Annotated in this window: 25 protein-coding genes; 18 read left to right on the top strand and 7 right to left on the bottom strand. The window is 71.0% G+C overall.

Going from position 1 to position 20,876, the window contains the following annotated elements:
* Positions 1 to 50: 50 nt before the first annotated feature.
* From ASE58_RS15890 to ASE58_RS15880, 3 genes are all read right to left on the bottom strand, one after another.
* A complete protein-coding gene (locus ASE58_RS15890) occupies positions 51 to 872 on the bottom strand; it encodes a helix-turn-helix domain-containing protein (protein ID WP_162233538.1) in 822 nt (273 codons plus the stop codon).
* A gap of 259 nt (positions 873 to 1,131) precedes the next feature.
* Positions 1,132 to 3,408 (bottom strand): phosphoenolpyruvate--protein phosphotransferase, encoded by a 2,277-nt coding sequence (ptsP, locus tag ASE58_RS15885; protein WP_055823394.1) that lies wholly within the window; start codon positions 3,406 to 3,408, stop codon positions 1,132 to 1,134.
* Between the two features lie 110 nt (positions 3,409 to 3,518).
* Positions 3,519 to 4,079 (bottom strand): helix-turn-helix domain-containing protein, encoded by a 561-nt coding sequence (locus tag ASE58_RS15880; RefSeq protein ID WP_055823391.1) that lies wholly within the window; start codon positions 4,077 to 4,079, stop codon positions 3,519 to 3,521.
* 102 nt (positions 4,080 to 4,181) lie between these two features.
* Here ASE58_RS15880 and ASE58_RS15875 point away from each other — a divergent pair, with 102 nt between their 5' ends.
* The gene (locus ASE58_RS15875; protein WP_055823389.1) at positions 4,182 to 4,637 is read left to right on the top strand and encodes a DUF6456 domain-containing protein; all 456 of its coding nucleotides are present in this window, start codon (positions 4,182 to 4,184) and stop codon (positions 4,635 to 4,637) included.
* Here the strand turns inward: ASE58_RS15875 and ASE58_RS15870 are convergent.
* The gene (locus ASE58_RS15870; RefSeq protein WP_162233537.1) at positions 4,591 to 7,029 is read right to left on the bottom strand and encodes a DUF2339 domain-containing protein; all 2,439 of its coding nucleotides are present in this window, start codon (positions 7,027 to 7,029) and stop codon (positions 4,591 to 4,593) included. The genes ASE58_RS15875 and ASE58_RS15870 overlap by 47 nt on opposite strands.
* Before the next feature lie 65 nt (positions 7,030 to 7,094).
* Here ASE58_RS15870 and ASE58_RS15865 point away from each other — a divergent pair, with 65 nt between their 5' ends.
* Positions 7,095 to 7,760 carry a glutathione S-transferase family protein gene (locus tag ASE58_RS15865; protein ID WP_235513650.1) on the top strand — a complete coding sequence of 222 codons (666 nt, stop codon included), beginning with the start codon at positions 7,095 to 7,097 and terminating at the stop codon, positions 7,758 to 7,760.
* On the top strand, positions 7,757 to 8,707 hold the full coding sequence (gene dapF, locus ASE58_RS15860; RefSeq protein ID WP_055823384.1) for a diaminopimelate epimerase: 951 nt from the start codon (positions 7,757 to 7,759) through the stop codon (positions 8,705 to 8,707). The genes ASE58_RS15865 and dapF overlap by 4 nt, the downstream gene beginning before the upstream one ends.
* 70 nt (positions 8,708 to 8,777) lie before the next feature.
* On the opposite strand, the gene ASE58_RS15855 is transcribed toward dapF, so the two are convergent.
* Both ASE58_RS15855 and ASE58_RS18235 read right to left on the bottom strand, forming a co-directional pair.
* Positions 8,778 to 9,116, bottom strand: coding sequence for a hypothetical protein (locus ASE58_RS15855; RefSeq protein WP_235511920.1), 339 nt, complete (start codon positions 9,114 to 9,116; stop codon positions 8,778 to 8,780).
* Positions 9,113 to 9,283 (bottom strand): hypothetical protein, encoded by a 171-nt coding sequence (locus ASE58_RS18235; RefSeq protein ID WP_200909385.1) that lies wholly within the window; start codon positions 9,281 to 9,283, stop codon positions 9,113 to 9,115. The genes ASE58_RS15855 and ASE58_RS18235 overlap by 4 nt, the downstream gene beginning before the upstream one ends.
* A gap of 259 nt (positions 9,284 to 9,542) precedes the next feature.
* Between ASE58_RS18235 and ASE58_RS15850 the strand changes: the two genes are divergently transcribed.
* The 3 genes from ASE58_RS15850 to ASE58_RS15840 all read left to right on the top strand — a co-directional run bounded on the left by ASE58_RS15850 (position 9,543) and on the right by ASE58_RS15840 (position 12,787).
* Positions 9,543 to 10,031: a hypothetical protein gene (locus ASE58_RS15850; RefSeq protein ID WP_055823380.1), complete on the top strand. Its 489-nt coding sequence runs from the start codon at positions 9,543 to 9,545 to the stop codon at positions 10,029 to 10,031.
* Positions 10,028 to 11,335, top strand: a complete 1,308-nt coding sequence (locus ASE58_RS15845) for a DNA-packaging protein (RefSeq protein WP_055823377.1) — start codon at positions 10,028 to 10,030, stop codon at positions 11,333 to 11,335. Before ASE58_RS15850 ends, ASE58_RS15845 begins: the two co-directional genes overlap by 4 nt.
* 330 nt (positions 11,336 to 11,665) lie before the next feature.
* The gene (locus ASE58_RS15840; protein ID WP_055762715.1) at positions 11,666 to 12,787 is read left to right on the top strand and encodes a phage portal protein; all 1,122 of its coding nucleotides are present in this window, start codon (positions 11,666 to 11,668) and stop codon (positions 12,785 to 12,787) included.
* Positions 12,788 to 12,916: 129 nt separating this feature from the next.
* On the opposite strand, the gene ASE58_RS18035 is transcribed toward ASE58_RS15840, so the two are convergent.
* Entirely contained in the window at positions 12,917 to 13,069 is a 153-nt protein-coding gene (locus ASE58_RS18035; protein WP_156347778.1) for a hypothetical protein, read from the bottom strand.
* A 39-nt stretch (positions 13,070 to 13,108) separates the two neighbouring features.
* Here ASE58_RS18035 and ASE58_RS15835 point away from each other — a divergent pair, with 39 nt between their 5' ends.
* The 12 genes from ASE58_RS15835 to ASE58_RS15780 all read left to right on the top strand — a co-directional run bounded on the left by ASE58_RS15835 (position 13,109) and on the right by ASE58_RS15780 (position 20,607).
* Positions 13,109 to 13,417, top strand: coding sequence for a DUF6127 family protein (locus ASE58_RS15835; RefSeq protein ID WP_055762712.1), 309 nt, complete (start codon positions 13,109 to 13,111; stop codon positions 13,415 to 13,417).
* Positions 13,405 to 13,782, top strand: coding sequence for an HK97 family phage prohead protease (locus ASE58_RS15830; protein WP_200909384.1), 378 nt, complete (start codon positions 13,405 to 13,407; stop codon positions 13,780 to 13,782). The genes ASE58_RS15835 and ASE58_RS15830 overlap by 13 nt, the downstream gene beginning before the upstream one ends.
* A gap of 79 nt (positions 13,783 to 13,861) precedes the next feature.
* Entirely contained in the window at positions 13,862 to 14,893 is a 1,032-nt protein-coding gene (locus ASE58_RS15825; RefSeq protein ID WP_200909383.1) for a phage major capsid protein, read from the top strand.
* Positions 14,894 to 14,949: 56 nt separating this feature from the next.
* The gene (locus ASE58_RS15820) at positions 14,950 to 15,444 is read left to right on the top strand and encodes a hypothetical protein (RefSeq protein ID WP_055823374.1); all 495 of its coding nucleotides are present in this window, start codon (positions 14,950 to 14,952) and stop codon (positions 15,442 to 15,444) included.
* Positions 15,441 to 15,644 (top strand): hypothetical protein, encoded by a 204-nt coding sequence (locus tag ASE58_RS15815; protein ID WP_055823369.1) that lies wholly within the window; start codon positions 15,441 to 15,443, stop codon positions 15,642 to 15,644. Before ASE58_RS15820 ends, ASE58_RS15815 begins: the two co-directional genes overlap by 4 nt.
* On the top strand, positions 15,641 to 16,021 hold the full coding sequence (locus tag ASE58_RS15810) for a DUF3168 domain-containing protein (protein ID WP_235513654.1): 381 nt from the start codon (positions 15,641 to 15,643) through the stop codon (positions 16,019 to 16,021). Before ASE58_RS15815 ends, ASE58_RS15810 begins: the two co-directional genes overlap by 4 nt.
* A 79-nt stretch (positions 16,022 to 16,100) precedes the next feature.
* A complete protein-coding gene (locus ASE58_RS15805; protein WP_055823364.1) occupies positions 16,101 to 16,508 on the top strand; it encodes a phage major tail protein, TP901-1 family in 408 nt (135 codons plus the stop codon).
* On the top strand, positions 16,505 to 16,810 hold the full coding sequence (locus ASE58_RS15800) for a gene transfer agent family protein (protein WP_055823361.1): 306 nt from the start codon (positions 16,505 to 16,507) through the stop codon (positions 16,808 to 16,810). Before ASE58_RS15805 ends, ASE58_RS15800 begins: the two co-directional genes overlap by 4 nt.
* Positions 16,807 to 16,998, top strand: coding sequence for a phage tail assembly chaperone (locus ASE58_RS15795; RefSeq protein WP_055762693.1), 192 nt, complete (start codon positions 16,807 to 16,809; stop codon positions 16,996 to 16,998). The genes ASE58_RS15800 and ASE58_RS15795 overlap by 4 nt, the downstream gene beginning before the upstream one ends.
* Positions 16,991 to 17,536 carry a hypothetical protein gene (locus tag ASE58_RS15790; protein ID WP_055762691.1) on the top strand — a complete coding sequence of 182 codons (546 nt, stop codon included), beginning with the start codon at positions 16,991 to 16,993 and terminating at the stop codon, positions 17,534 to 17,536. Before ASE58_RS15795 ends, ASE58_RS15790 begins: the two co-directional genes overlap by 8 nt.
* Before the next feature lie 3 nt (positions 17,537 to 17,539).
* Positions 17,540 to 19,828 (top strand): DUF2460 domain-containing protein, encoded by a 2,289-nt coding sequence (locus tag ASE58_RS15785; protein ID WP_055823358.1) that lies wholly within the window; start codon positions 17,540 to 17,542, stop codon positions 19,826 to 19,828.
* Positions 19,825 to 20,607, top strand: a complete 783-nt coding sequence (locus tag ASE58_RS15780; RefSeq protein WP_055762685.1) for a DUF2163 domain-containing protein — start codon at positions 19,825 to 19,827, stop codon at positions 20,605 to 20,607. Before ASE58_RS15785 ends, ASE58_RS15780 begins: the two co-directional genes overlap by 4 nt.
* Positions 20,608 to 20,876: the final 269 nt, after the last annotated feature.

Here is a 20,876-nt window from a genome sequence, read left to right as displayed (position 1 = left end):
AGCAGGTTGGACGGGCCGCGCGACCCTAGACAGGCGAGCTGTCGCCACGCTTAACCGGCGGGCGACGGCGTGGGCGTGGTGCTGGCCGAGCCGCGGTTGCGAAGTGCTTCCGCGCTGACGCCCACGGTGATCGGGCGTTCGGCGGTGCCGAGCGGCGGCACGTTCGATCCGTTGACCGTGACGGTCAGCAGGTCGGGACGGCCGGTGCGGATCTGCGGGTTCTTGGCGGTCATCGGGACGTCGTAGCGATCGCCCGACTTCATCTCCTTGTTCACCAGCGTGCCGGTGTCGTCGAAGATGCGGACCCAGGTGGTGCCGGTCGCGGTCAGCGTCACCTGACCCCCGCCCGCCGGGACCGGCGGGGCGACGGGCGCGGTATTGCCGTTCGCCGGGGTGGGGGTGGGCGGCAACATGCCGAGGTCACCGGCGACGGTCGCGGCGGGCGCGGTCACCGGTTCGTCGTTGCGGAATAGCGAGGTGCCGAAATACAGGCCGACGCCCAGCAGCAGTACGATCGCGATCGCGGCAGCGATCACGACGACGCCGGGCGAGGGGCCGCGGCGCATGTCGATCGGTTCGAGGTCCTGCAACGGTTCGGGCCGCTGGTAATTGGTGGCGAGTTCGCTGCGCAGCGCGCGCGCCACCTCCGTCTCGTCCACGCCGACCGCGCGGGCATAGGCGCGGCCGAAGCCCATTGCATAGGTGATCGAAGGCAGCGCCTGGAACTTGCCGTCCTCGACCGCCTCCAGGTGACGCAGCGGAATCCGCGTGCGCTGCGCGACGTCCGACAGGGTCAGACCCTGTGCCTCGCGTGCCGAACGCAGCATCATGCCCGCCGTGCGTGGCGCGCCCGTGGTGCTGTCGCCGTCCATCATACTACCCTTCCAACCCGCTGATCGTCCGCCCCCGGTACATCGGCGGTTTCGGCCAGCACAGGGCGGCTGTCAACGCCGCAGCGGGGAAGTGGCGAGGAATTGAGGTGAGGGTTCGACGATCCTTCTCGGTACGGGGGAGGGGACCGCCGCGTAGCGGTGGTGGAGGGGAATGGCCGCATGTGGCTCCGTTGCGTTGCGGGGAGAGCCCCCTCCACCATGCTGCGCATGGTCCCCCTCCCCGTACCGGAGAGGATCTTCAGCTCAGGTCTATGCCGTTGGCCTTGGCCCAATCCTCCAGGGCGGGGCGCAGCGTGCGGCTGGGGGTGGCCAGCAGGCGGTCGATTTCGGCCGTTGCCGCCTGCCGGTCGAGCGAGCGGATCATTGCCTTGACCGGGCCGACCGCCGCCGGGGTGATCGACAGCCGGTCGATGCCGAGTGCGATCAGCGCCATCGCCTCCAGCGGGCGCCCGCCCATCTCGCCGCAGACGGCGACGGGCTTGCCCGCCTCGTGCGCGGCCTTCGTCACGCGGCGCAGGAAACGCAGGATCGCGGGGCTGAGCCAGTCGTAACGCATCGCGAGGCGCGGATCGGCGCGGTCGGCGGCGAAGAGGAACTGGGTCAGGTCGTTGGTGCCGATCGATAGGAAATCGAGTTGCGGCCACAGGAAATCCAGCACGTCGGCCAGCGCCGGAACCTCCAGCATCGCGCCATAGCGGATGTCGGTCGGCAGCGGCTTGCCCCGCCCGCGCAGCCATTCGCGCTGCGCTTCGAAGAGCGCGCGCGCTTCTTCGAATTCCCAGGGTTCGGAGACCATGGGGAACATGACGTTGAGGGTGCGGCCGTCGGCGGCTTCGATCAGGGCGCGGGCCTGTGCCTTCATCAGCCCTTCGCGGCCAAGGGCCAGGCGGAGGGCGCGCCAGCCCATGGCCGGGTTTTCCTCCGTCTGCCCTTCGGCATGGTCGAGATAGGGCAGCGCCTTGTCGCCGCCGATGTCGACGGTGCGGAACACCACCGGGCGGTCGCCGGCCACGTCCAGCACGTCGCGGTACAGGCGCTGCTGGCGTTCGCGCTGCGGCAGGGTGGCCGACACGAGGAACTGGAATTCGGTGCGGAACAGGCCGATGCCATCGGCGCCGGTCAGGTCGAGCGCGGCGGCGTCGTCGCGCAGCCCCGCATTGACCATCATCGTGATGCGGTGGCCGTCCTTGGTCACCGGCGGCTCGCCCTTCATCGCGGCGAAGGCGGCGCGGCGCTTCTGCGTCAGCGCCAGCTTCGATTCGAACGCCTCCTCCATCGCCGGGGTCGGGCGGATGACCAGCAGGTCCTCGACCGAATTGAGCAGCAGCCGGTCGCCCTCGGCGATCAGGCGACGGATGTCGCGGACGCGGCCCAGCACCGGGACGCCCATCGCGCGGGCGACGATGACGACATGGGCGGTCAGCGACCCTTCCTCCAGCACCACCCCTTTCAGGCGGCGGCGGTCATATTCGAGCAGTTCGGCCGGCCCCAGGTTGCGCGCGAGCAGGATCGTGTCCTGCCGAAGCCCCATCTGCGCGGCGGTGCCGAGCTGCCCCGAGACGATGCGTAGCAACCGGTTGGACAGGTCCTCCAGGTCGTGCATCCGGTCGGCGAGCAACGGGTCCTTGATCTCACGCATCCGCATCCGGGTACGCTGCTGCACGCGTTCGATCGCGGCCTCGGCGGTCAGGCCGCTGTCGATCGCCTCGTTGATGCGGCGCGCCCAGCCCTCATCGTACGCGAACATCTTGTAGGTCGCCAAAACCTCGTCATGTTCGCCACCGACGCCGAATTCGGCCTGGTTCGACATGCGTTCGATCTGGTCGCGCATCTTGTCGAACGCGGCATAGACGCGGTGGCGCTCCGCCTCGACATCCTCGGCCACGGTGTGTTCGATGACGATGCGCGGCTGGTGGAAGACGGCGACGCCCGCGCCCATCCCCTCGACCAGCTTGAAGCCCGGCACGCGCACCGCGCCGGTCGCCTGCGGCCGGATCGAGGCACCGCCGGTCGCGTCGATCAGGTCGGCATTGGCGATCAGTTCGGACAGCACCATCGCGACGGTCTGCAATGCCTCTATCTCGACATCGGCATAGCGGCGCGGTTCGGCATGCTGCACGGTCAGCACGCCCACCGCGCGTTCGCGGCGGATGATGGGGACCCCGGCGAAGCTGTGATATTTGTCCTCGCCCGTTTCCGGCCGATAGGCGAAGTCGGGATGGGTCGCGGCTTCGGCGAGGTTCAGCGTTTCGATATTGGCGACGATCGTGCCGACCAGCCCCTCGTTCGGGGCGAATTTGGTGACGTGTACCGCCTCCTGCGCCAGGCCAACGGTGGCGAAGAGTTCGAGTAGCCCCTCGCGCAGCAGATAGATCGAGCAGACTTCGCTATCGAGCGCTTCGGCGATGATGCGGACGACGGAGTTCAGCTTGGCCTGCGCCGGACTTCGCGACGCCATCACGTCGTGAAGGTTGGTGAGGATTTCGCGGGCGGAGGCGGTGGCCGAGACGGGCATGGGCAAGGGCTACCACGCCGGGGCAGGGGCGTCACGACGCTTTAGGGTGACGTCGGGGAAAGTTGGGGTTTGCGGGCGAGGGTACGGTGTGGGCCAGAGGAGGGCATACCCTACAGATTGCGCACCAGCCGTTCGGCCACCGCGATCCACGCGCAGCGCAAGGGCACCGGACTGGTGCCGAGCGTCGCGGGGAGGATCGACACCATGTCGCCATCGAACGCCAGCAACCGGCCGAACGCGAAGCGGCCGGCGGGGGCGGGGGCAAGGACGTCGCGGTGGAGCGCGGCGATATAATCGGCGGGCGCGAGGCGGCGGCACCACACCATATCGCCTGCGCGATAGTCGCCGGTCGTCGCCTGCACGATCATGGCGACAAGGTCGGCTTCGCTGCGCGGCGGGGTGACGCTCATCGCGCGGCGCGGGGCGGTGGCGCCCGATCCGTCGAGGATCGCGGCGACGGGAATGTCGGGCCGTTCGGGCAGGCGGACCAGATCGGCGGCATCGACCGCCAGCGCCTCTGCAATACGATTGAGCCAGCCGACCGACACGGTGCGGGTGCCGGTTTCGAGGCGGCCGATCGTCTGCGCGGTGGTCGGCGGCACGCAGCGGATCGCGACCTCTTCCAGCGTCAGGCCCTGCGCGCGGCGTACTTCGCGGATGGCGGTAATCATCTGGGCGTCATCCTTGTGCGCAAACCGATCTGGTACAAACGCTTTCCTACAACGATGCCGTCATGGCAACCCCGGCGGCGAATCGGATGCAGGAGGCGGGGTGTGCGCGAACTGGTGGAACGGCAGCTGGCGGACGGCCGGGTGCGGGACGAGGCCGGCGGGCGGCGGGTGCAGGTCAATTTGCGCGAATCACCGCTCGACTGGTTGCGATCGCGATCGCTGGTCGATGCGCGGCAATATGAGGCGGGCGAGCGGCTGCGCGGCGATTATGAGCGCGCCGCGCTGGGGCCGCGGGTCACGATGCGGTGGGACGCCGCGCCGCGCGGGGGCAAGGGGGCTCCCAGCGATCCGTCGGGCGGGCAGGTGGCGGCCAAGGCGCGGTTCGATGCGGCGGTGGCGGCGGTCGGGCCGGGGCTGTCGGATATCCTCTGGCGAACGGTGTGCGCGAACGAAGGGCTGCCGGCGGCGGAGAAGGCGCTGGGGTGGCCGGCGCGGGCCGGGCGGCTGGTGCTTACGCTGGCGCTCGATCGGCTGGCAGCGCATTACCGGCTGGCGTGACGAACCGCCGATACGCCCAGCCGATCGCGATCAGCGCGCCGCCCAGCGCCATGAACGACAGGATGCGCAGCACGCCCTCCAGCGCCGAGGCGTCGATCAGGAAGACCTTCAGCGTGGTGAGGGTCAGCAGCGTCAGGCCGAAGCGGCGCAGGTCGGCGCTGCCCCGCGCGATGCCGCGCCATAGCCAGAGGATGGCGAGCGCCAGCATCGCAGCGGAATAGCCGCCATTTTCGGCGAGACCGACCGGGCCGGTGAGGATCGTGCCGTGCGCGATCTGGCGGATGGTGGCGAGGGTTGCGATGAGGGTCAGCAGCGCCGCAATCAGGCTGCGGCGCGGCAGGTCGGTCAGGCGCCACACGATCGCGGCGGCAAGGGCGAAATGGAGCGTGGCGGCGTTGACGATCGGCAGCGCGCCGACCGCCTGGGGCACGAAGGCGGGGTTGAGGCCGAGCAGGTCGAACCACAGGATGCGGCCCAGCGCGAGGGCGAGCAGCGCCTGACCCACGCGGCGCTGGCGCGGCCATGCGACCCACGCGGCGAGGAGCGCGAGGTCGGTCAGGATCGCGCGTTCGACGAAGCCCGACGCGCGGAACGCTTCGGGCGTGGCGATGGCCAGTGGTTGCTTCAGCAGGACATAGAGGCCGGCGATGGCGATGCCGGTCGCGGTGGGCAGGATCAGGCGGCGGGCCGGGCCGAACAGGCCGCGCTGCCACAGGCCCGCGCCGACCAGCGCGAGCGCGGGGAGCAGGAGCAGGCGGGCGGCATCGCCGGAGGCGGGCAGGTGGAGATAGGGCAGTTCCTCCCACAGCAGCGACACCAACAGCGCCTGTGCCACATCGGCCAGCGGCGGGAGGGCGAGGGCGAGCAGGACCAGCGGCGGGAACAGCGCGAGCCGTTCGGGGATCGCCCGGTCGAACCGCGCCGCCGCCAGCAGGATGCCGAGCGCGGCGAGCGGGGCGAGCACCGCCGGGAGCAGCGCGGCGACGGCAAGACCGGTGCCGAGCGCCGCCACCGCCACGCCGCCGACCAGCCCCATGTCGCCGCGATCGGCACGGTCGCGGTGGCGCCAGGCAAGGGCGGCGGCGGCAAGTGCGAGGGCGAGGTTGGCGAGCGCCCAGAGCGCCGGGGACAGCAGGTCGGGGGCGACGATCCGGGCCGCCAACAGTGGCGCGGTAGTGCCGGTGAGTGCCACCACGGCCCAGCCGGGCGCGCGGCGGGACGCAACGCCGCCGCCAGCACCGAACAGCAGCAGCGCGACGGGCAGCGCCGCCGGGGTCGCATTGGGACCCTGCACCAGCCCGAGCGCGACCAGCAAGGTGACGAGGATCGCCGCGCCGATCGCGGCGTGCAGTAGGGTCGCGTCGCGCCATGCGAGGAACAGCGCGGCGGCAGACAGGGTGAGGTAGAAGCCCCACGCCAGCCCGGAAAAGTCGAGCATCGGCGCGAGCGCCAGCGTCTGGAGCAGCGCCACCTGCAGCGGTGCGGCGCGCAGCCACGGGCGGGTGATCGCGGCGCGCGGGGCGGCGAGCGTGCCGCCGATGCCGAGCGCGATCAGGAACGCGCCGATGCCGCTGAGGCTCGTCGGCGGGACCAGCGCGATCAGCAGCCCGGCCCAGCCGAACGCCGCGACCAGCGCCGACAGCGCCAGCCACGCCCAGCCGCGCACGATGGCGAGCGCCAGCAGCGCGGCGACGAACAGGCCGAGATAGACGAGCAGCGCGCCGATCCCGGCGGCGTCATAGCCCGCGACCAGCGGTGCGGCGAACCCGCCGACCAGCGCCATGACGGCGGTTGGCGGCCCGTGGCGCAGCGCCAGGAACAGGCCGAGCGCGGTGACGCCCAGCATGATCGCGAAGCCCGTCGCCGGGCCGATCAGGTGGTAGAGCGCGGCGGCGAGATAGAGCGTGGCATAGGCCGAGGCGATGCCCGCGCCGGCCAGCACCTGTGCGATGCGCGGATCGTCGCGGGTGGCGGGGATGCGCCGCGCCGCTTCGCTGCCGATCAGCAGCGCGAGCGCGAACAGCGCGGCCAGCACGGTGCGGATTGCCGGGGTCAGCCACCCCGCCTCGATCGACAGGCGGACGAGGAAGATGCCGCCGACGACCAGCGCCAGCCCGCCGATCCACACCGGCAGGCGGCTGCCGATCAGCGTTTCGACATCGATCTTCGGGCGCGGCGGGCGGGGGCGGGGAGCGCGACGTGCGCGCGCTTCGTCGGACGGGGCAGGCGTGGCGACGACCGGACGGGGCGCGATCGGTGCGGGGGCAGGCACCGGTCGGAGCGCTGGCTCGGCCGGGCGCGGTTCGCGCCGTTCCAGCACGTCGACGCGCCGCTGCAACCGGACCAGTAGGACCGTCTGCGCGATCACGGCGAGGAGGAGGACTATCGTCACGATACCCGATTGTGGCACAGCCGACGGGCCGGTGTCGCCCCCTTCGCGCGCCGTGGGGAGATTGCATGTCGATGCAGCTATATGGTTCGACCATTTCGCCGTTCGTCCGCAAGGTCGCGGTGTTCGCCGAGGAAAAGGGGATCGCGCTCGACCTGATCCCCACTGCGCCCGGCGATGCGTCGCCGGCGTTTCGCGCGATCAGCCCGTTCGGGCAGATCCCGGCGCTGGTCGATGGCGATTTCTCGCTGGCCGATTCGAGTGCGATCGTCACCTATCTGGAGGCGAAATATCCCGAACCGGCGCTGATCCCCGCCAAGGCGCAGGCGCGCGGGCGTGCCATCTGGTTCGATGAACTGGCGGATACGATCGTGTTCGGTGCCGGTCGGGCAATGCTGTTCAACCGGGTGGTCGGGCCGCTGTTTCGCGGCGGTGTCGGCGATGCGGCGGTGGCGGATGCGGCGGAGCGCGATCAGTGGCCGGGCATCCTCGCCTATCTCGACGCGCAGGTTGGCGGGCAGGACTTTCTGGTCGGGGATACGCTGACGCTGGCCGATATCGCGGTCGCGAGCGCCTTTGCCAGCACGCTGCATGCCTGTGCGCCGGTCGATGCGGCGGTATATCCGGACCTTGCGCGCTATCTGGCGGCGATGCTGGCGCGGCCGGCCTTTGCGACGCGGGTGGCGGGTGAGCGGGCATTTATCGAGCGGGCGCGGGCAAGGGTTGCGAAATGAAACTGTCTTTTGTGAAGTGTCATGGGTCGGGGAACGACTTTCCGCTGATCGATGCGCGGGCGATCGCGCTGGACGATGCGGCGTGGGCGCGGGTTGCGCGGGTGCTGGCGGATCGGGCGGGGGATGTCGGTGGCGATGGGCTTTTACTGCTAACTGCTTCAGATGCCGAGAATATTTTCGGGATGCGGATGTTCAATCCCGATGGGTCGGAGGCGGAGACGTGCCTGAATGGGCTGCGCTGTACCGCGCGGTTGGGGTTCGAGGTGACCGGGACCGCGCAGGGGCAGGTGCGGTTGAAGACCAGCGTCGCGCAGGCGCGGGTGGTGGCCGAAATCGCCGCCGGCGTCGCCACGATCGAGACGAAGGTCGGGCCGGTGTCGCTCGATCCCGGCGATGTCGGGCTGACCGTTGGCGACGCGCCGTTCGTCGAGGCGGTGATCCCCGGTCTGCCGAGCGAGCGGCGCTTTACCGCGGTCGCGATGCCCAACCCGCATCTGGTCGCGTTCGTGGAGGCAGTGGACGAGGGCGAGCTGGTGCGGCTGGGCGACTGGTGCGAGAGCGCGCCGGCGCTGATCCCGACGCGGGCGAATGTCAGCTTCGTCGAGCTGCGCGAGGCGGATCATGCGCCCGCGCTGTTCGTGCGGACCTATGAACGCGGCGTCGGGCTGACCAACAGCTGCGGCAGCGCGATGGCGGCGTCGACCCATGCGGCGGCGCGGACGGGGCGGATCGGCTGGGGCGTGGAGACGCGGGTCTTCAATCGCGGCGGCATGGTGCGGGCGAAGGCCGACGCCGATGGCGTGGTGACCATCGCCGGCAACGCCACGTTCGAATGGGATGGCGAGATCGAGGTCGATCCGGCGACCGGCGTTGCGGGTCCGCTGCGGATCGTGGGGCGGCGCGACGGGGAAGTCGCGGCGTGGGAGGCGATGCTGGCAGGGTTGTGAGGTTCGCGTCTGTCGGGAACGGGTGGGTTCTCGACAGACGCTTGATGGCCGGCTCAAGGTCGGGGGAGCGTTACTTCCCCCGTGCGACCATCGCCGCCTCGACCAGCGCCAGTCCTTCGGCACTGGCGATCGCCAGGTCGAGCGGGCGGCCGCCGAGGGTTTCGTCGTGGTCGTTGAGGAACGCCATCGCCGCGTCGCGCCCGCCGAAGTGGCGGAAGGCGCCGGTCGCGACCTGTCCCTGGCGGGTGGCCTGATCCGGGGTGAGGCGGACGGTCGTGTATTTGCGGCGGAACTTCATCGCGCCGGGGCGCGCGGCGGGTTCGGCCGGGGCGGCGGCGGGCGTCGCATCGCCATCGTTCGCCACGCCATCGACCATGTCGTCGGCCACGGGTGCGAGAGCGGCGGTCATGCCGCCACCATCCGGCCCGAGGCGCCGAGCAGGTCGCGCAGCGACGCAATCTGGCGTTCATAGCCGCGCGCCATGCCGCCGTGCGAATGGGCGGCCTCGACCGATTTGGCATGGGCGGCGCGCATCAGCGAAACCTGATGGCGGTGAAGAAGATCGTTGAGGTCCATGGTTTGACGCTCCCAACAGCGTAAGCGGAAGCGCGTGCGTCTCCCGGTCGCTGGCGCCTACGGACCATCTGCCAACGATGCCCCTTATGTGGGGATGCGGGGGGCAATCCGCCATGGCTGCGGTGAAACGAACCAAATGGGAACATTTTGGTTGACAGCGCGACGCTCTTATGGCACAAAACAGGAACATCGGGAAGTGTGGGGATCGGGGCCGGGCGGAAACGTCGTCGGCCCCGACGTGCGTCTGGGGGGATGGGGCATGAGCAAGGAAGAGGTGCTGGCCGAGGGGTGCAGTCGACCGGTGCAGTTGCGTCGGGCCACGAAGGGATGGACGCAAGGCCGGCGCGAACAGTTCCTCGATCATGTTGCGGCGACCTGCAACGTACGCGCCGCAGCCGAGGCAATCGGCCTGTCGCAGAACAGCGTATATGCCCTGCGCCGCCGCGATCCTGCCTTTGCCGCGCAATGGCGCATGGCGTTGCTGGCCGGGTACGACCGGTTGGAAGAGATGCTGCTGGCCAAGGCGATCGCGGTGCTGGACGGGGTCGCGGTCGGCGATCCGGATCGGGTCGTGACGGGGGCGATCAGCGTCGAACAGGCGATCAAGCTGCTCGACCGGCACCGGTCGATCGTCAAGGGCGGCAGCGGGCATCGCGAGCAGCGGTTCCGCGCGACGCAGGCAGAGACGGATGCCGTGCTGATCGCCCGGATCAAGGCGATGCGCGGCCGGCAGGAAACGCGGGCATGAGCGGTCTCGATCCGCTGGTCGCGGCAATGACCGAACTGAACGACGTGCAGCTCGAACGCTTTCTGCTGCGGGTCACGCCGCACCGCCGCAGCGAATTGACGACTCGGTTCAAGCTGTGGGCGCACGATGGGCAGACGATCGCCGATCAGGATTGGACGGTGTGGCTGATCCAGGCGGGGCGGGGGTTCGGCAAGACCCGCGCCGGATCGGAATGGGTGTGCGCGCAGGCGGCGGAACGGCGCGATCTGCGCATCGCGCTGGTCGGGGCGACGCGGCGCGATGTGGAAAGCGTGATGGTGCGCGGCCCCGCCGGCCTGCTGGCGATCGGGCGGCATTACGGGCCGGTCACGTGGCGTCCGTCGCGCGGCGTCGTCGAGTTCGGATCGGGGGCGGAGGCGCATGTCTATGCCGCCGAAAGCCCGGAGGGGCTGCGCGGGCCGGAGCATCATGTCGCGTGGTGCGACGAACTGGCCAAATGGCGCAATGCCGATGCGACGTGGGACAACCTGATGATGGGGATGCGGATGGGCGAGCGGCCGCAGACGCTGGTCACGACCACGCCGCGCGTCATCCCGCTGCTGCGCCGTATCCGGGCGATGCCGGGCGTGCGGATCAGCGGCGGGCGGTCGCGCGACAACCGGCACCTGTCGGAGAGCTATTTCGCGCAGATCGAGGGGGCCTATGCCGGCACGCGGCTGGGCCGGCAGGAGCTGGACGGCGAGCTGATCGAGGATGTCGCGGGCGCGCTGTGGGAGCGGGCGGTGATCGAGGCGCGGCGGGTGGTCCGCGCGCCGGCGCTGGTGCGGGTGGTGGTCGGGGTCGATCCGCCCGCCGGGATCGGCGGCGATGCGTGCGGCATCGTCGCGGTGGGCAAGGGGGCGGACGGCTTTGCCTATGTGCTGGAGGATGCGAGCGTTTCCGGCCTGTCGCCCGAGGGCTGGGCGGCGGCGGTCGCGGCATGTGCCGCGCGCCACAGCGCCGACCGGGTGGTGGCGGAAGCGAACCAGGGCGGGGCGATGGTGGCGAGCGTGCTGCGCGCGGCGGATGCCGGGTTGCCGGTGCGGCTGGTCCATGCGTCGCGCGGCAAGGTCGCGCGGGCGGAGCCGGTGGCGGCGCTCTATACCGGTGCGCGGGCGTTTCATGTCGGGGCGTTTCCCGCGCTGGAGGACGAGCTGTGCGGGCTGGTCACCGGCGGGGGGTATGAGGGGCCGGGGCGGTCGCCGGATCGCGCCGATGCGCTGGTGTGGGCGATGTTCGAGCTGATGTTGAGCGGGCGGGGGGAGGCGGTGGTTCGGGTGTTGTGATGGGGGGCGGTGGGTTTTCGGCCAATGCTTCTCGCCTTCTCCCTCCCCGTTTGCTTCGAGCTTGTCGAGAACCGTAGTCGAGAAGGGCGTGCCGTGCGTGCGCCGTTTCGACCGGAGAAGAAGAAGCGGGACCCCGGATCAAGTCCGGGGTGACGTGGTGGGGGGCGTGGTTCGCCTCGTCTTTGGCCGTATCCCCGCGGAGGCGGGGACCCAGGGCCGCGGGCGGTGGCGTTCGTGGCTCTGGACCCCCGCCTTCGCGGGGGTACGTCCACCCTTGTGGCAGGGCCATCGCAACGAAACCGGGCACGGCCCGATAACAGGAGAACATGCATGAAATGGTTCGGACGCAGGTCCGGGCGCGATGGCGCGCGTCCGGTGTTGGCGCGCGGTGGCGCGACCTTGTGGCGGGATGGCAGCGGGCCGGCGGCGGGGGATTGGGCGCAAGGGTATGAGGCGCAGTTGCGCGAGGCGTATCTGGGCAATCCGATCGCGCAGCGCGCGGTCAGGATCGTGGCGGAGGGGCTGGCGTCGTTGCCGGTGAAGGGCGATCCCCAGGCGGTGGCGCTGGTTGCGGCGCGATCGGCCGGGCAGGATTTGCTGGAGAGCGTGGGCGCGCAGCTGTTGCTGCATGGCAATGCCTATATCCAGATCCTCGACGATGGCGCGGGCGGGATCGGCGAGCTCTATGCGCTCAGGCCCGAGCGGGTGACGGTCGAGGCAGATGCGGGCGGTTGGCCGGTCGCGTACCGGTACCGCGTCGGCGAGCGGGTGCTGCGGATCGCCGCCGAGGGCGAGGGCGGCCGGCCGGGGCTGATCCATCTGCGCGGCTTTCATCCGCTGGACGATCATTATGGGCTGGGGTGCCTGGGCGTGGCGGCGGGGGCGGTGGCGATCCATAACCAGGCGGCGCGGTGGAACAAGGCGCTGCTGGACAATGCGGCGCGGCCGTCGGGCGCGCTGGTCCATGATCCGGGCGATGGCGGCGTGTTGTCGGGCGAGCAGTTCGACCGGCTGCGCGCGCAGATGGACGATGCCTTTGCCGGGGCGGCCAATGCCGGGCGGCCGATGCTGCTCGACGGGGGGCTCAAATGGCAGGCGATGAGCCTGACCCCGGCGGACATGGATTTCGTGGGGCTGAAAGCGCAGGCGGCGCGCGAGATCGCGCTGGCGTTCGGGGTGCCGCCGATGCTGCTGGGGCTGCCGGGCGACAATACCTTTGCCAATTACCGCGAGGCGAACCGGGCGCTGTGGCGACAGACGATCGTGCCGCTGGGCACGCGCGTGCTGGGCGCGATCGGGCAGGGGATCGATGGCTGGCTGGGGACGGGCGCGCTGGAGATCGAGGTCGAGGCGATCCCGGCGCTGAGCGACGAGCGCGATCAGTTGTGGGCGCGGGTCGCGGGGGCGGATTTCCTGACGCCGGAGGAGAAGCGGGGGTTGGTGGGGATGTAGCCCATTGCCGTTCGTTCCAAGGTGCGCTGCGCTTGTCGAAGCGGCGTATCGAAGGACCGTGGCGGGTGCTTCGATACGGGCCTTCGACTTCGCTCAGTCCCTACTCAGCACGAACGGATTTGAGCCATTTCATCTTTTCGCCGGGGTGCAGATCAGCGTCGTGCGGTCGAAACTGCCGCCGGCGTCGAGGCAGCGTTTCCCCTTCAGGAACGGCAGCGCGAAGGTGAAGGCGAGCAGGGCCGCGCCGAAGGCGGCGGCGATGATGCGGAGGCGCGGTCTCACCTGCGTGGGGCTAGCGCGGCGACAGGCGGGAGACAAGAGATGGGCGATACGGGGCTGCTGGCGCAGCTGATGGGGCAGGCGGCCGACGATGGTGCTGACCTGCAGACGCTGCGCGCGATTGCGGAGGAGGCGGGCGAGCTGGGCGCGAGCCGGGCGATGGCGCGGATCGGGCTCTCGGATGCGGCGGCGGCTACCGATGTGCAGGAGCTGCGCGAGCTGTTGAAGGCGTGGCGCGATGCCAAACGGTCGGCGGTGCGCGCGGCCTTTGCCTGGGTGATGCGGATGGCGTTCGCGCTGCTGCTGGTCGGGATCGCGGTCAAGACCGGGTGGCCCGAATGGGCGCGGTGAGGTTCGCGGGCTACGCGGCGATCTTCGGTCGGGCGGATCGGGGCGGCGATGTCGTGCTGCGCGGTGCGCTGGTCGCGGGCGGGGTGGTGCCGCTGTTGTGGCAGCATCGGGGCGATCCGATCGGGACGGTCGAGTGGCTGGGCGAGGATGCGCGGGGCCTCAGGGTGATCGGGCGGATCGAGGAGCCGCAAGCGGCGCGGCTGGTGCGCGCCGGGGCGATCGACGGGCTGTCGTTCGGGTACCGGGCGCGCGTCGTGCGGCAGGGGGCGTGGCGGACGATCGCCGCCGCCGAGCTGATCGAGGTGAGCGTGGTGGCGCAGCCGATGCAGGTGCTGGCGCGCATCCATGCGGTCGAGGACGGGTGAGCTGCCGCTCGATCCAGCAACTTTTCTAACGGGGGTGTCGCGAGGCTGCGGCGCCCCTTTTTTCATGGGGACGACGAGTATGACGATCGAGACGCTGGCGGGGAGCTTTTCGGGTGTGGCGGCGGGTGCGAGCCGGCCGATGCTGAGTGCTGAGGTGCAGGGCGGCGGTTTCGGCGCGTTCGTGCGCAGCGGCATGACGGTCGAGACGAAGGCGGTGGCGGGGACCAGCGATGCGGGCGGCGGCTATGCCGTGCCGCGCGAGATCGACGCGATGATCGGCGGGGTGCTGAAGAATGCCAGCCCGATCCGCGCGATCGCCAACGTGGTGAGCGGGGGGTCGGCGGGGTATCGCAAGCTGGTGACCAGCGGTGCGACGCCTTCGGGCTGGGCGAGCGAGGTGGGCGCGCGGCCGGAGACGGCGACGCCGACCTTCAACGAAATCGCGCCGCCGATGGGCGAGCTGTACGCCAATCCGGCGGCAAGCCAGGCGATGCTGGACGATGCCGCGTTCGATGTCGAGGCGTGGCTGGCCGGCGAGATCGCGGGCGAGTTCGCGCGGGCCGAGGGGCAGGCGTTCGTCAATGGCACCGGCGTCGGGCGGCCGCGCGGGTTCCTGACCTACCCCACCACCGCGGCCGGCGATGCGGTGCGGCCGTTCGGGACGCTGCAGCATTTGCCGTCGGGCGCTGCGGCGGATTTCGGGAGCGAGCCGGAGAACCGGCTGATCGACCTGGTCCATGCCCTGCGCGGCAGTTATCGGCAGGGCGCGTGCTGGGTGATGAATGCGCAGACGGCGGCGCGCATCCGCAAGTTCAAGACGGCGGAGGGCGCGTTCCTGTGGACGCCGGGGCTGGCGCAGGGGCAGGCGAATACGCTACTCGGCTATCCGGTGGTCGAGGCGGAGGACATGCCCGACATTGCGGCCGGCAACCTGCCGATCGCGTTCGGCAACTTCAAGGCGGGGTACCTGATCGCCGAGCGGGCCGAGACGCAGATTTTGCGCGATCCCTATTCGAACAAGCCGTTCGTCCACTTCTACGCCACCAAGCGCGTCGGTGGGGCGGTGATGAATTCGGAGGCGATCAAGCTGCTGAAGATCGCGGCGGCGTGATGGGTGGGGGCGGGGGAAACCCCGCCCCTTTTCCGTTCTCACATCGGGAGGAGTTTATGACCACAGCGCCCTTTCCGGCGGCGGTGATCGCGGGGGTGCGCGTGGCGGCGCGCGACCATTTGCGGGTCACCGGGACCGCCGAGGACATGGTGATCGACCGGCTGGCGGAAAGCGCGCTGGCGCTGGCCGAGGCCTATACCGGCAGCGCGATCGTCGCGCGGCCGCATGAGGCGATGATGGCGGCGGCGAGCGCGTGGCGGCCGTTGCCGGTCGCGCCGGTGACCGCGATCACCGCCGTCACACCCGTAACGGCGATCGATATCGACGCGACGGGTACCGGATGGGTGCGGATGGCGGCGGCGGGGCCGGTGCGCTTCGTCGCGGGGCTGGCGGCAAGCTGGGAGGCGGTGCCGGCTCCGGTCGCGCAGGGGATCGTGCTGCTGGTCGCGCATCTGTTCGACGCACGCACGGCATCCGCCGCGCCGCCGGCGGCGGTGGGCGCGCTGTGGCGGCCATGGCGGCGGATGCGGCTGGTGGGAGACGCGCGATGATCGCGGCGGTCGAGCGGGCCGATGCGATGGCCGCGCGGTGGGCGGATGCGGTGCGTGAGCGGGTGGTCGCGGCGGCGCGCGAGGTGCCGGGGGTCGCGGCGGAGGTCGTCGGCGACGGCGTGGTGCTGTCGGGGCGGGGGCTGGTGCGGCGGACGATCTCCGATCCCCGGTTGCAGGATGTGGCGGGGTGGGGGCGATGATCGCGGGGACGGTGTTGCAGGCGATGCTGGTCGCGCGGCTGCGTAGCGTCCTGACGACCGCCAGCGTGTTCGATGCGCCGCCGGTGCGGGCCGCCCGGCCCTACGTGGTCATCGATACGCCGGTGCTGACCGACTGGGGCACCAAGGACGCCGCCGGGCGCGAGGGGCGGGTCGTCGTGCAGCTGTTCGACGGGGGCGAGGTGCCGGTGCGGCTGCGGGACTTGGCGGCGGCGGCGGAGGGGGCGGTGTTGTCGGCGCCGTCCGGGCTGGCGGGGTGGCGGGTGGTGAGCCTGTCGTTCGTGCGCAGCCGGGTGGTGCGCGAGGGCGATGGCTGGGTCGGGGCGCTGGAGTTTCGGGTGCGGATGCTGGCGGGGTGAGGGGTCGCCCTCACCCTTCCGCGGCTGCGCCGCTCCCTCCCTCTCCCGTCGGGAGAGGGATTTTATCAGGAGAAGATTGATGGCGGCAGAGAAGGGTAGTGCGTTCCTGTTGAAGATCGGGAACGGGGCGGTGCCGGTGGCCTATGCGACGGTTGCCGGCCTCAGGACCACGCAATTGTCGGTCAATGGCGAGGCGGTGGCGATCACCAGCAAGGATTCGGGCGGGTGGCGCGAATTGCTGTCGGGGGCGGGGGTGCGGTCGGTCAGCGTCAGCGGGGCGGGCGTGTTTACGGGCTCGGCGGCGGAAGTGCGGCTGCGCGGCAATGCGCTGTCGGGGGTGATCGACGAGTATCGGCTGAGCTTCGAGAGCGGCGAGACGATGACCGGGCGGTTCCTGGTCACGCGGCTGGACTATGCCGGCGATTATAATGGCGAGCGCAATTATACGCTGGCGCTGGAATCGTCCGGCGCGGTGGTGTCGGCATGAGCGCCAATCCGGTGCGGGGCGAGGCGAGCGTTCGCGTCGCCGGTGAGACATTGGTGCTGCGGCCGAGCTTTGCCGCGCTGGTCGCGGCGGAGGGCGAGGTCGGGTCGCTGTTCGCGCTGGTCGAGCGCGCGGCGGCGGGGCGGTTGACGCTCGGCGAGCTGGTCGCGTTGCTGTGGCACTGCCTGCGCGATCCGGCGCCGATGGGGCGCGATGCCTTTGCCGAAGGGGTGACGGCGGGCGGGCTGGCGGCGGCGACCCCGGCACTGAAAATCCTGATCGCGCAGATTCTGGGCGGGCGGTGAGCTTTGCCGAGGCGGCTGCGCGTGCAGCCGGGCTGGCGGGGGTGGCGTTCGGCTGGGGGCCGGACGCCTTTTGGCGGGCGACGCCGGCCGAGCTGGGCGCGCTGGTGCAGGCGATGCGGGGCGATGCGCCCGACCCCTGCGACCGGACCACGATCGATCGATTGAAGGAGCGTTTTCCCGATGGATGAGGAAATCGAACGGCTGGTCGTGCGCGTGCGCGCCGACACCGCCGGGTTCGCGCAGGATGTGGCGACGATGCAGGCGAGCCTGGACGGGCCGTTTGCGGGCGGCGTGGATCGCGCGGGGCGGGCGGTGGAGACGACGCTGGCGCGGGCGATCCGCACCGGCAAGCTGGGCTTCGACGACCTGCGCGATACCGCGCTGAAGGTGCTGGGGGAGATTGCCGCGGCGGCGGTGGTCGGCGCGGTGACGCCGGGGGGCGGGGGCGGGCTGATCGGGCTGCTGGGGCAGTTGATCGGCGGGGCGCCGGGGCGGGCGACGGGCGGCCCGGTCAGCCCGGCGCGGCCGTACTGGGTCGGTGAGCGCGGGCCGGAATTGTTCGTGCCGACCAGCAGTGGGCAGGTCGTGCCGGCGCAGGGCGGCGGGGGGCGCGAGGTGCGGGTGGCGATCACCGTCAATGCCGGCGGCGGCGATGCGCCGCGCGCGCTGCAACAGTCGAGCCGGCAGGTCGCGCGGGCGGTGCGTGCCGCGCTGATGGAGGCGTGAACGATGGGATATTGGCTGGCGGACAAGCGCACGGTGCAGGAGGCGGGCGTGCTGTCGCGCTTCGATCCTGCCTATTGGACGGTCGATTTTCCGCGTCCGATGATGGCGTCGGTGGTGACGACCAGCGCGGATGCGTTGCGGGTGACATGTGTCTTCTACCGACAGGATGATCTGGCGGGGCTGATCTGGGCATCGGAGGATGTCCATGACCACCCGCTGCTGCGGTACGACACGGTGCGCGATTATCGCGATTGCTCCTTGCGGTTTCGCTGGCGGTCGGGGGGTATCCGGCCGCTGGATGCGCGGCATGGGCCGGTGCTGACGATCGAGGGGCGCGATGCGGCGGGCACGCCACGCGCCTGGTATGTGCGGTTGTGGAATTATGCGACCGGCAGCCCCGAGGATGCCGAGGTCGTCATCGATTTCGCGAGCGTCGTCGGGGGCTACAAGTTCCCCGAGGACGGCGTGCCGGTGTGGGCGGGCGATGTCGACCGGATGTTCGTGTCGCTGGTGCCGCCGGATTATGCCGAGGGCGGCGGGTTGCTGGCCGCACCGGTCGAGGGCTGGGCCGAGATGTCGGCGATCCGGTGCGACGGGCCGGGATCGGTGCTGGGCGTGGGCGATGTGGTGCTGCCCGAACATGGGCTGCGCATCGCGAGCGGCTATGACGACAGCTATCACCTGACGCCGGAGCGGTTGCTGCACAATGCGCTGCGGCTGGGGTATCGCGGTGCCCTCGTCCACTATGTCGGCATGAGCCATTATTTCCGGCTCGAGCGGTCGGGCGACGGGTTGTTCGTATCGCTGGCCGGGGGTGTGCTGAATGTAGCGTGCGCGGCGTGGCACCGCGACTTCGCGGTGCGTGCCGGGGCGCTGGGCTATGATCCGATCTGGTCGCTCAGTTATGAACTATTCGATGCGCATTGCTGGGGCGACTGGAAGCAGCGGGCGGCGGATGGATCGCCGGCGTTGACCGGGTGGGTGCCGCCGTCGACGCTGTTGTCGCCGGCGCATGTGGGGGCGATGGCTTATTTGCAGGCGGTGGCGCGGGCGTTCGTTGCGATCGCGCGGGCGGCGGGCGGGCGCGGGCGGTTTCAGGTGGGCGAGCCGTGGTGGTGGGTGACGGTCGACCATCGCATCTGCCTGTATGACGATGCGGCGCGGGTGGCGCTGGGTGGGAATCCGCCGGCGATCGACGATGTGCGCGGGAGGCTCGACGCGCCGAAGCGGGCGTTGCTCGACCGGGCGGGGGCGTTGCTGGCCGCATCGACGGCGGCGTTGGTCGCGGCCGCGCGCAGTGCAGGGGCGGAGGAAGCGTTGCTGCTGGCCTATCTGCCGACGATCCTGAATGTCGACAGCCCGGAGGTCGGCCGGGCGAACCTGCCGGTCGGCTGGGCGCGGCCGGCGTTCGATGTGCTGCAGCTGGAGGATTATGACTGGGCGGCGACCGGCAATGTCGGCGCTACCGTGCGCGGCGTGGCGGCGGCGGGGGTGCGGCTCGGCTATCCTGCGCACGAACAGCATTATTTCTCGGGCTTTGTCCTGCGGCGCGAGGATCGCGGGCAGTGGCGGGCGATTGCCGATGCTGCCGATGTGGCGCGGGCGCGGGGGGTGGCCGAGACCTTTGTCTGGGCGCTGCCGCAGGTGTTGCGCGACGGGTTCACCTATTTCGAGGAGGAGGGGGCGATGGAGGCGTTCGATGACGTGCGCTTTCCGCTGGCGCTGGGCGCGGAAGCCGAAGTGATGCCCGAGACGTCGACCGCGATCGTGGTGGCGGCGGGCGGGCATGAGGCGCGCAATGTCGACTGGGCGGAACCGCGCACCCGTTATGACGTGGGGCCGGGGGTGCGGTCGCAGGCGGATGTGGCGGTGTTGCTCGATTTCTTTCGGGCACGGCTGGGGCCGGCGCGGGCGTTCCGGTTGCAGGACCCGTTCGACCATTCGACGGCGGCGGTGCCGGGGTTCGGCGATGTGGTGATTGGGACCGGCGACGGGGTGACGACGCGGTTCGCGCTGGTGAAACGCTATGGGCAGATGGTGCGGCGGATTACCCGGCCAGTGGCGGGTAGTGTGCGCGTCGGTGTGGGGGGCGTCGCGACGCAGGGCTTTGGCGTAGGGGCGGGCGGCGTGGTGCTGCTCGATGTGGCGCCGGCCATGGGCGTTGCGGTGACGGCGGGGTTCGCCTTCGATGTGGCCGTCCGCTTTGCCGAGGACCGGTTGCAGGTGGCGCGGGCGACCCATGGCGCGGGCGTCGCGGCCAGCGTGCCGTTGATCGAGGTGCGCGAGGCATGAGCGCGGTGACGGCGCTGGCGCTGTGCTGGCGGATCGAGCGGCGCGACGGGGTGACGATCGGGCTGACCGCGCATGATCGCGATCTGGTGGTGGATGGCCTTACCTATCGCGCGGCGCCGGGGATGACGCCTTCGGCGATCGTGCGCGACGATACGCTGGAGGCACCGGCGATGACGGTCGAGGGGGCGCTCAGCCATGCCGCGATTGCCGGGCGGGACCTGCGCGCCGGGCGCTATGACGGCGCGCGGGTAGCGGTGTTTGCGGTCGATTGGGAACGGCCGGGGGTGCCGGTGCCGGTGGCCAGCGGGCGGATCGGCGCGGTCGAGACGGGGCGCGGGACGTTCGCCGCCGAACTGCTGGGGGGCGAGGTGCGGCTGGAGGCGCCGGCGGTCGAGGCGACCTCGCCCGGATGCCGCGCGACGCTCGGCGACCGGAGGTGTCGGGTAGCGATGCGCGGGCGGCGGCGGGTCGGGCGGGTGACGCATGTCGACGGCGAGCGGCTGGTGATGGCGGCGGGGGCGCAGTTTGCGCGCGGGCGGCTGCGCTGGATCGGGGGTGCCAATGGCGGGTTGTCGGCGTTCGTCGTTGCGGCGGATGCGGCGGGCGTGACGCTGGAGGCCCCGCCCGCGTTCGACGGGGCGGGGGCGTTGGTCGAGCTGAGCGAGGGATGCGACGGGACGCTCCCTACCTGTCGCGACCGGTTCGGCAACGTGGCGAACTTTCGCGGGGAACCGCATCTACCCGGCATCGACCTGCTGACGCGCTATCCGGGGGCATGAGCGCTCTCGGGCGCGCACGCGGTGCGCTGGGCTGTCGGTTCCGGCGGCAGGGGCGGAGTCCCGAGGAGGGGTTCGATTGCGTCGGGCTGGTCGGGTGGGCGCATGGGGTGGCGGTGCCGGCGGACTATCCGGCGCACAGTGGCGATGCGGCGCGGGCGGCGGCGGTGCTGGGGCAGGCGTTCCGCGCGGTCGAACGCGTCGCGGCGGGGGATGTGCTGCTGATCGCGACGGGCCCCGGACAATTGCACCTGGCGATCGCGACCGCGGCG

Source organism: Sphingomonas sp. Leaf9 (assembly GCF_001421355.1).
Classification (GTDB): Bacteria; Pseudomonadota; Alphaproteobacteria; order Sphingomonadales; family Sphingomonadaceae; genus Sphingomonas.
The sequence above is the reverse complement of the archived record's forward strand: the minus strand, read 5'-3'. Positions and strand labels throughout refer to the sequence as shown.